The organism is Lysobacter xanthus (genome assembly GCF_047159895.1).
In genome coordinates this window covers 1-9,593 of sequence record NZ_BAAGAB020000083.1, presented here as the reverse complement: position 1 = coordinate 9,593, position 9,593 = coordinate 1, and the positions used below count along the sequence as shown (strand labels likewise).

Below are 9,593 nucleotides of genomic sequence, written 5' to 3'. Positions count from 1 at the left end.
AGGCGAGCGCGACGTAGCCCGAGAACATGAGGTAGTCGTAGGCGGCCGCACCGAGTTCGTCGGCATCGTCGCCGCTGCGCTGCGCGATCTCGACGCTGAGCTGCTGCCACTGGGCCGCGAGGTCGGACAGCGCGGTGCAGTAGCCGGCGAGTTCCGCGTCGCCGCCGTGCGTCTCGCAGAAGCCCCGGATGCGGCCGAGCATCGCCTTCAGGCCCGCGCCCTTGAGCTGCATCACCTTGCGGCCGAGCAGGTCGAGCGCCTGGATGCCGGTCGTGCCCTCGTACAGCGTGGTGATGCGTGCATCGCGCGCGAGCTGCTCGAGGCCGTGCTCGTGGATGTAGCCGTGCCCGCCGTAGCACTGCAGCGCGTCGTAGGTGACCTCGATGCTCCACTCCGTGAGGCAGGCCTTGACGATCGGCGTGAGGAAGCCGACGAGCGCATCGGCTTCCGCGCGCTCGGCCTCGCTCTCGCCGTGCGTGGCGATGTCGAACTGCATGGCGGCGTCGTAGGCGAGCGCGCGGCCGCCTTCGACGAGCGCCTTGCAGGTGAGCAGCATGCGCCGCACGTCCGGGTGGACGATGATCGGATCCGCGGCTTTTTCGGGGAATTTCGCGCCGGTCGCCGCGCGCATCTGCAGCCGTTCGTTCGCGTAGACCGTCGCGTTCTGGAAGGCGCGGTCCGACAGGCCGAGGCCCTGCAGGCCGACGGCGAGGCGCGCCGTGTTCATCATGACGAACATGGCCATCAGGCCCTTGTGCGGTTCGCCGACGAGGTAGCCCTCGGCGCCGTCGAAGTTCATCACGCACGTCGCCGAGCCGTGGATACCCATCTTGTGCTCGAGGCTGCCGCAGCGCAGCGTGTTGCGCGCGCCGATCGAGCCGTCCTGCGCGACGCGGAACTTCGGCACGACGAACAGCGAGATGCCGCGGCTGCCCGACGGCGCATCCGGCAGCTTGGCGAGGACGAGATGGACGATGTTGTCCGTCATGTCGTGCTCGCCGGCGGTGATGAAGATCTTCGTGCCGGAGATGGCATACGTGCCGTCGCCGCGCGGCTCGGCGCGCGTGCGCAGCAGGCCGAGGTCGCTGCCGCAGTGCGGCTCGGTGAGGCACATCGTGCCGGTCCAGCGGCCCTCGACGAGCGGCTTGAGGAAGACCTCGCGCTGCCACTCGGTGCCGTAGACCGACAGTGCTTCCACCGCACCGTTCGACAGCAGCGGGAAATTCCCCCACGCCAGGTTCGCGGCGTCGACCATCTCCTTGATCGGGAACCCGACGAGGTGCGGCAGGCCCTGGCCGCCGTGCTCGGTCGCGGTGACGAGCCCCGTCCAGCCGCCCTCGACGTACTGCGCGTAGGCCTCCTTGAAGCCCGGCGGCGTGCGCACGTCGCCGGTGGCGGTGTCGAGCGTGCAGCCGATCTCGTCGCCGACGCGGTTGAGCGGGGCGAGGACCTGGGTGGCGAAGCGCGCGCCTTCCTCGAGAACGGCGTCGAGGACGTCACGGGTGGCGTCGGTGAAGCCGAGCCGCGCGAATTCGCGCTCGGCGTCGAGCAGGTCGAACAGGATGAAGCGGATGTCGGTCAGCGGTGCGTCGTAACGGCTCATCGGGGCCTCGGGTCAGCGGAGGACGCCGGGCAGGCCCGGCGCGGGATTCAGGCTGCTGCGGAATTCGACGTCGAACGTCTGCTGCGATTTCTTCTCGGGCGTGGCGACGAGTTCGCCGTCCAGCACGTAGGCCACGGCACCGCGGGCCGACAGGGCGTCGGCCACGGCGAGCTTCGCGCCGGTGCCAGGCTGCAGGCGCACGCTGACCACGTCGGCCGACTCCGGACCCACGTCAAGCGCCGGCGTCGCCACCACGTCGCCCGCCGGCTGCCCGGCCGCGGTGAGCGAGAGCCGCACGCGATCGAAGCGCATCGGGATGGAGCTGTAGTTCTGCAGCCGCAGCTGCACGTCCCAGCCGCCGTCGGCACGCACGGTGAGCTGCTGGATCTGCGCGGCGGGTTTGGAGACGCGGCGCACCGGGCCGCCCGCGCAGGCGGCGAGGAGGGCGGCGGTGGCGACAAGGAAGGCGGTGCGGGCGAGGAGCGTGGCGCGCATGGTGGGGTCCCGGCGGTGATGCGGCCGAGCATACCGTCCCGAATGGGCGACGCGGCGTCGCGACATCCATGCGCGGGCGGCGGCCATACTCGCGGGGCCCACAGGAGCCCGGCATGGCGCGAACGAGCTTGAAGCGGATCCCGCGCGGCGTCTGGGCGCTGGGCTGGGTGAGCCTGTTCACCGACTTCGGCTCGGAGATGGTCCACGCCCTGTTGCCGCTGCTGCTGGTGGGGCCGCTCGGCGCCACGGCGCTCGCGATCGGCCTGATCGAGGGCGCGGCCGAAGCGCTCGTACTGGTGACCAAGCTGTTCTCCGGCGCCGCGAGCGACGCCCTCGGTCGCCGCAAGCCCTTGGTGGTGCTCGGCTATGGACTCGCGACGCTGACCAAGCCGGTGTTCCCGCTCGCGCAGTCGGTGCCGCTGATCGTGGGTGCGCGGCTGGTCGACCGATTCGGCAAGGGCATCCGCGGCGCACCCCGCGACGCGATGCTCGGCGACATCGTGCCGCCCGACCTGCGCGGTGCGAGCTTCGGGCTGCGGCAGTCGCTCGACACCGTCGGCGCGGTGCTGGGGCCGCTCGCGGCCATCGGGCTGATGTTCCTGTTCGACGACGACATCCGCCGCGTGCTGTGGTTCGCCGCGCTGCCGGGGCTCGTGGCCGTCGCGATCCTGCTGCGCTTCGTGAGCGAGCCCGAGCGCTCCGGCGACGCCGTGATGCCCGCACGCATGCCGCTCACCCGCGCCGGGTTGCGGGCGCTCGGCGCGGGGTACTGGCGTGTGGTCGGGGTCGGCACGCTGCTGTCGCTCGCGCGTTTCAGCGAGGCGTTCCTGATCCTGCGCGCCGACCAGGTCGGCCTCGCGAAGGCGCTCGTGCCGCTCGTACTAGTGGTGATGAGCCTCGTCTACGCCGTCAGCGCCTTTCCCGCAGGCGTGCTGAGCGACCGGCTCGGTCGGCGCGGCGTGCTCGTGGTGGGGCTGCTGGTGCTCGTCGCGAGCGATCTTGTGCTGGCCCGCGCGGGCTCGCCGGCGCTCGCGCTCGGCGGCGCGGCGCTGTGGGGCTTGCACATGGGACTGACCCAGGGCGTGCTCGGGGCCTTCGTGGCCGACCATGCACCGGCCGATGCGCGCGGCACGGCCTTCGGCGTGCTCGGGCTCGTCACGGGCGTCGCGCTGCTGGCCGCGAGCGCGACGGCAGGCGCGCTGTGGGACGCGTTCGGCGCCGCGTGGACGTTCAAGGCGGGCGCTGCGTTCGCACTGGCGAGTCTCGTCGCCGCCCTGCTGCTGCCCCGCGCGAACGACGAAGCCCGCTCCTGAGAGCGGGCTTCGCGTCACCACGTTCGATCCGTGCGGTTGATCAAAGCCCGTAGGCGGCGAACAGGCGGCTGGCGGCCGCAGCATAGGCGCCACGGGTGACGGTCTTCGCCGGATCGAAGTAGGCGACCACCGTCGGCTGCAGGTCGAACGGACCCTGCACGACCTCGAAGCGCGCATTGACCAGGCCGAGGTCCAGGGCGTACTGCACGTAGCCACGCAGTGGTGCCGGGATCGACGCGTCGTCCTTCACCTCGACGCGCTTGCCGTCGTACAGCGCGGTCAGCGTGCCGCTGAAGCCTTCCGCCTGCGCCTGCAGACCAAGGCTCTGCACCAGCGAGTAGGACAGGCTCGCACGCGTCACCACATCATCGGGGCGGAACGCGCCGTCCACGCGACCCATCACGCCGGCCTGGCGGTGCGAGAGGTCGCGCTGCGAGGCGCCACTCGCGAGCACGGCCTCGGCCGCCGGCAGGCGGGCATCCGCGGCGCCGAGGTCGCTCACCGAGGTCCCGTTCGCGAGCGGGCGGAACTGGCGGATGCCGGCGCCCATCACCAGGAAGTCCGCGAGCTCGCCCCGCGTCAGCACGCGGTCGGGCTGGAACGTGCCGTCCGCATAGCTGTCGACCAGGCGATTGGAGACGCCGAACTCGACGAAGCCGCGGGACGCATGCGTCGCGACGTCGCGCAGGCCGGTGTATCCATCGGTGCGCAGCTGCTTCACGTTGACGTTGACCGTGCCCGGAACGCCATAACCATTGGTGACCTTCGCGGGGTCGAGGTTGGTGCCGGACACCGAGCCCACGCCGCGCACCGTGAGGGTCCACGTGCCCGCTACGCCCGGCGCCGACACCGCGATGTTCTCGCCGAGGACCGGCAGCGCAATCGAGGAACCGTAGCGCTTGCCGTTCGGATCGGTGAGCGAGATGGCCACGGTGTTGTCGCCGACCGCCGCGCGCGCGTTGACGAGCGCGATGTCGGCGCCGACCTGGAACTGCACCGAGCTCGTGGGGCCCACGGGGCTGAAGTCGATGGCGTAGTCGCGTGCGCTCGCGGTCGACACCTGTGCATTCGCGTTGAACGTGCGCGCGGCGTTGACCGTCGGACCGAAGCGGCCCTGGCCCACGGCGGACTGCACTGCGGCATAGGCGTTGATGTAACCGGCGCCGACTTCCCACTTCGCGCCACCCGGCAGGTTCGAGGCGGTCTCCTGAAGGATCCGCTTGACGTCGCGCCAGTCCATGTTCGGATTGGCCTCGAGCATCAGCGCGACGATGCCCGACGTGTGCGGCGCGGCCATCGAGGTGCCGGACAACGTCGCGTAGTACGCGGCGAGTGTGCCAAGCGTCTCGACGTCGCCCTGTGCGCCGGTCTTGTCGACGGCACCGGTGGACGCCCGCACCGAGACGATGTCGACGCCCGGCGCGGTGACCGTCGGCCGGTCCTCCCACATGTAGCTCGTGCCGTCGACCGAGACGGTGCCGCCGCGGCCGTTCTCGCCGCGCGAGGAGAAGTCGGCCAGGCGCCCGGACTTGTCGCCCGCCGCCACGGTTACCACCCACGGTGCCTTCTTGAAGTTGCCCGTGATCGTGGCTTCGCCCGCGCCCGAGTTGCCCGCGGAGAACACCACGATGACGCCGCGGTCGGCGAGCTTCTTGGTGGCGATGTTGGTCGGGTCGTCCGGATCGAAGTCGGTGCCGGTGTCGCCGGTATTGCCGAACGAGTTCGAGACGACGCGGATGTTGTACTGCGCCTGGTGCGTCAGTGCGTAGTCGAAGCCGCCCAGCGTGTCGAGGATGAAGAGGCCGGCCCCCGAGCCGTAGCCGATGATCGACGCGCCGGGGGCCACGCCCTCGAACTTGCCGCCGGGCGACGCGGCGCCGTTGCCGCCGACGATGCCGGCGACGTGCGAGCCATGGCCGCCGCCGATGTCGGTGTTGGCGACGTTCTCCACGTACGTGATCGGCAGCAGGGCGTCCTGGGCGGCGAGGTTGGTCTGCCCCAGCACGTTCTGCTTCACGTGCTCCGGGTACTTGAGGTCCGGATGGGTGCCGTCGACGCCGGAGTCGTTGATGAGCACGCCGATGCCGCGACCGGTGACGGGCATGCCGTTGACGCGCAGGCCCGATTCGGTGCGCAGGCGCTGCACGCCGGTGATGCGCGTGGCCTCGTAGTTGTCGTACTGCAGCTTCTTGTTGAGCCAGACCGAGCGCACGTCGGACATGGCGAGCAGCGAGCGGATCTGCGCCGGCGTGGCCAGCACGCCCGCGATCGGCAGGTCGCGCAGGGTGATGCCGCGCACGCCGAGGGAGGCGAGGCGCTGGCGCTGCTCGGCGGTGAGCGGCGCAGCGCCGTTGAAGCTGACGATGACCTGCAGGCTGTCGGTGGCGGCGGTAGTAGGCAGCAGCGCTTCGAGCTGCGCATCGAGGCGGCGGGCCTCGGCGAGGAGCGGCGCGGTCAGGATGGCGGCGGCGAGCAGGCTCGCGCGCAGGCGGTGGCGACGGATGGACATGACGGCCTCGGGGGATCGGCGGATACCGTCACGAAGCGTCGCCGTCCAGACGCGCTGCGCGTATCCGGCCTATGGCCCAGTGGGCACGGGGACTTTCCCCTAGTCTCCGGCGTATGGCGCCCCGGCATCACATCGCGTGCACGCCGAGTGCACGGATCAGTCGAGCAGACCCTTGCGCAGCGCGTAACGCACCAGCTCCGCCGTATTGCGCACGCCGACCTTGTCGAGCACGCGCGCCCGGTGGTTCTCCGCCGTTTTCGCGCTGATGTCGAGCTTGCGCGCGACTTCCTTCGTCGTGTGGCCTTCGGCGATGAGGTGGAAGACCTCGCGCTCGCGACTGGTGAGACGTCCGTAGGGATCGTCGAGCGTGCGTTCCGGATGCTGCAGCTGTTGCGCGAGCGTCTTCGCCGCCTGCGGTCCGAAATGGCCCCGCCCCGCGTGCAGGTTGCGCACCGCGGCCAGCAGTTCCGACGCGGCGCTGTCCTTGACGAGGTAGCCGGACGCACCCGCGCGCACGGCCTGCAGGACGTATTCGTCCTCCTGGTGCATGGTCAGCACCAGCACGCGCGTGTCGGGCAACTGTTCGCGCAACCGTCGCACCACCTCGATGCCGCCGAGTCGCGGCATCGAGAGGTCGCAGACGACGACGTCCGGCCGCACGACGAGCGCCTTCTCGACCGTTTCCGCGCCGTCGGAGGCCTGCGCGACGACCTGCACGTCGCCTTCGGATTGCAGCAGGCCGACGAGGCTCTCGCGCACCAGCGTGTGGTCGTCGGCGATCAGGATGCGGATCATGTCGCCACCCTGCGGGCCACCGGCCGCGGCGTCAAGGTGACTCAGCCGCCTTCGGCGGGCACCACCGCCCGCAGCCGAGTGCCGTTGCCGGGCGCGCTGTGCACCTCCAGCCGGCCCCCGAACAGGCGCAGGCGTTCGCGCATGCCCGACAGCCCGCTGCCCGACGCGCGCTGCGCGGGATCGAAGCCGATGCCGTCGTCGAGCACCTGCAACTGCAGGTCGCCGTCGCGCTCGACCAGGCGCACCAGCACGCTGCGCGCCCGTGCATGCTTGGCGATGTTGTTGAGCGCTTCCTGCGCGACGCGGAACAGCAGCGTCTGGCGTTCGCCGTCGAGCGGCGGCAGCGGTTCGAGGTCGACGGTGACCGCGAGCCCGGCCGATTCACCGATGCTGCGGCCGAGCCAGCGCAGCGCGGGCTCGAGTCCGAGGTCGTCGAGGATGGTGGGGCGCAGCAGCCGCGAGAGTTCGCGCGTGTCCTCGAGCGTGTCGGCGCACAACTCCACGGCTGCGGCCAGCGCATCGTGCAAGGCCGCGTCGGTGCCTGCGGCGTCGCGGAGCTGGGCGAGGCGGTGCTTCAGCGCGGTGAGGTTCTGGCCGACGCCGTCGTGCAGGTCACGCGCGAGGCGGCGACGCTCGTCCTCCTGGACGCGCAGCACGGAACGGCCGAGCCGGCGAAATTCGCGCTCGTTCGCTTCGAGGCGCTGCAGCAACTGGGCGTAGCGGTCGGCCGGTTCGTTCATCGCGTCGCGTCCTTGGACGAGGCCGCGCGCGGTGCGGCGGGAAGGTGGGCGTCGAAGCGCGACTGCGATTCGCGCGCGGCGCGGTCGGCTTCGTCGGCAGACAGCGCGTCGCCGGCCAGCCGATGCGCGACCGCCGCCTGGCGGTGGATCGAGATCGCGAGCCGGCTGTCGTTCTCGCGGAGCCACGTGCCGGCCTCGCGATACAGGCGGAGTGCACCCGCGGCATCGCCCCGCCGGATGGCGGCCGCCATCGCGAGCTCGATCCATTCGAGGCGAAGGCCGGCATGGCCGAGCGCCGCGGTCGGCGCATCGAGCGGCGCGGGATCGGCCTGCGACAGCCGCGCCTGCAGGAGATCGAGATCGAGGGCGAGCGCGCGCACGCCCGAGGCGCGGGCCAGCGGGGCCGCGGCGCGCAGGGCGGCACGTGCGATCGACGCATCGCCGCGCGCGGCCGCGAGTTCAGCCTGCAGGCGTCCCGCGATGGCGCGTTGCTCGGTGGACGCACTGCCGATGTCGCCCTTCAGTGCCTCGAGTTCGCGGGCGGCGCCCGTCGCGTCGCCGGCGTCGATCAGCGCTTCCGCATCGAGCAGGCGGACGTCGATGCGTCCGCGACGGTCCTCGCGGGCGCTGAAGATGCGCAGCGCCTCCGCGGCATGGCGCAGCGCGCCGCCCACGTCACCGCGCGTGAGCGCGAGTTCCGAGAGGTTGCGATAGCCGACGGCGGCTTCCTCCGCCATCTGCCGTCGCCGCGCCTGCGCGAGGGCCTCGTCCTGCGAGGCCTGCGCTTCGGTCCAGCGCCCGCGTGCGGCCTGCAGGAGGCCGAGGTTCTGACGCGTGCGGATCGCGCCCGTGCCATCGCCGAGCCGGCGATAAGCCTCGGCCGCGCGCTGCCAGTAGGCCTGCGCGTCGTCGTAAGCGCCGAGCTGGTACTGCGCGAAGCCGATGTCGTTGAGCGCCTGCGCGACGCCGTGCGGATCCCCCGCGCGCTCGAAACCCTGCAGCGCGAGGCGGAACGCCTCCAGCGACGCCGGATAGTTGCCGCGCTCCTCCTCGAGCAGGCCGCGCTCGTTGTCGACCGCCGCGAGCCCGGCACGATCGTTGAGCTCGACGTTGATGCGACGCGCGTCCTCGAGCGAGGCGGCCGCGTCGTCGAAGGCCCCGCGCTGGCTGAGCAGGTTCGCGAGGTTGCGAAGGCTCGTCGCGACGCCGCGACGGTTGCCGACGTCGCGGCGCAGCTGCACGGCGCGCCGGTACTGCTCTTCCGCGGCCGTCGTCTGGCCGAGGCGCCCGTAGCCCACGCCGAGCGCGTTCACCGTCTCGGCCTCGCCGTAGGCATTGCCGCCGCGCTTGAACAGCACCAGCGCCCGCAGCAGGTAGTCGTCGAGCGCCGGCCGCGCGTCGCCCTTGAGGATCGACATCTTTCCGAGCTCGAACCAGGCACGCGCGTCCTGTGCATCGCGCGCGGTGAGGTGCTGCAACGTGGCGACGGCCGCATCCAGCTCACCGGCTGCGCCCTGCGCGCGCGCGAGCTGCAGTTCGGCGTGCGTATCGGCCGGCTGGCGCGCCAGCAGCACGCGCCAGTCGCGCGCCGCGGACGCCGCATCGCCTTCCAGCAGCGCGCGCGTGGCGGCGAGCCGCTGCCGCAGGCGCGGCGGAGCATCGGCCGTGGCGCGCTGCGCCTGCGTGACCGCGGTCAATGCGAGATCGTCTTCGCCGACCGCCGCGGCCACGTCGGCGAGCGCGACCCAGCCGGCCGGGTCGGTGCGGTCCAGCGCGACGGCCTGCCGAAGGGCGGCGAGGGCGGCGTCGTAGCGCCCCTGGCGCCGCGCGACCTCTGCGGAGCCTTGCAGTGACAGCGCCTGCGGCGCGGGCACGCGCATCGTCGGCGCACTCGACAGCCCGAGCGCGCCCGTCGCGCCGGGTGTCCGCAGCCAGAGCCCCACCGCCTGTCCTGCCGTTGCGGCGCGCGGACCGGGCGACCGCGCCTCGCCGGCGCCGCCTTCCTGGTGGCCGATCGCCTGCCAGCCTCCGCGCGCGGGACGCAGTTCGATGCGCACCACGCGGCCTGCGCCTGATCGTGGCCGACGCGATCATCCGCGCCCACCACGGCGAGCTCACGGCGCACGCGCTCGCGCCGG

General features: G+C 72.1%; 7 protein-coding genes. 1 reads left to right on the top strand and 6 read right to left on the bottom strand.

What is annotated here, in order from left to right; translation table 11 throughout:
- The coding region (locus ACY35P_RS13955; protein WP_462116446.1) for an acyl-CoA dehydrogenase family protein at positions 1–1,603 on the bottom strand (1,603 nt) is incomplete at its 3' end.
- 12 nt (positions 1,604–1,615) lie between these two features.
- Complete coding sequence (locus tag ACY35P_RS13950; protein ID WP_462116445.1) at positions 1,616–2,098, bottom strand: LEA/WHy family protein; 483 nt, start codon at positions 2,096–2,098, stop codon at positions 1,616–1,618.
- 113 nt (positions 2,099–2,211) lie between these two features.
- Here ACY35P_RS13950 and ACY35P_RS13945 point away from each other — a divergent pair, with 113 nt between their 5' ends.
- On the top strand, positions 2,212–3,411 hold the full coding sequence (locus ACY35P_RS13945; protein ID WP_462116444.1) for an MFS transporter: 1,200 nt from the start codon (positions 2,212–2,214) through the stop codon (positions 3,409–3,411).
- A gap of 40 nt (positions 3,412–3,451) precedes the next feature.
- On the opposite strand, the gene ACY35P_RS13940 is transcribed toward ACY35P_RS13945, so the two are convergent.
- From ACY35P_RS13940 to ACY35P_RS13925, 4 genes are all read right to left on the bottom strand, one after another.
- Positions 3,452–5,920 (bottom strand): S8 family serine peptidase, encoded by a 2,469-nt coding sequence (locus ACY35P_RS13940; RefSeq protein ID WP_462116443.1) that lies wholly within the window; start codon positions 5,918–5,920, stop codon positions 3,452–3,454.
- A 156-nt stretch (positions 5,921–6,076) separates the two neighbouring features.
- Positions 6,077–6,715: a response regulator transcription factor gene (locus tag ACY35P_RS13935; RefSeq protein ID WP_462116442.1), complete on the bottom strand. Its 639-nt coding sequence runs from the start codon at positions 6,713–6,715 to the stop codon at positions 6,077–6,079.
- A gap of 41 nt (positions 6,716–6,756) precedes the next feature.
- A complete protein-coding gene (locus tag ACY35P_RS13930; protein ID WP_462116441.1) occupies positions 6,757–7,455 on the bottom strand; it encodes a sensor histidine kinase in 699 nt (232 codons plus the stop codon).
- Positions 7,452–9,515, bottom strand: coding sequence for a tetratricopeptide repeat protein (locus tag ACY35P_RS13925; protein ID WP_462116440.1), 2,064 nt, complete (start codon positions 9,513–9,515; stop codon positions 7,452–7,454). Before ACY35P_RS13925 ends, ACY35P_RS13930 begins: the two co-directional genes overlap by 4 nt.
- Positions 9,516–9,593 lie beyond the last annotated feature (78 nt).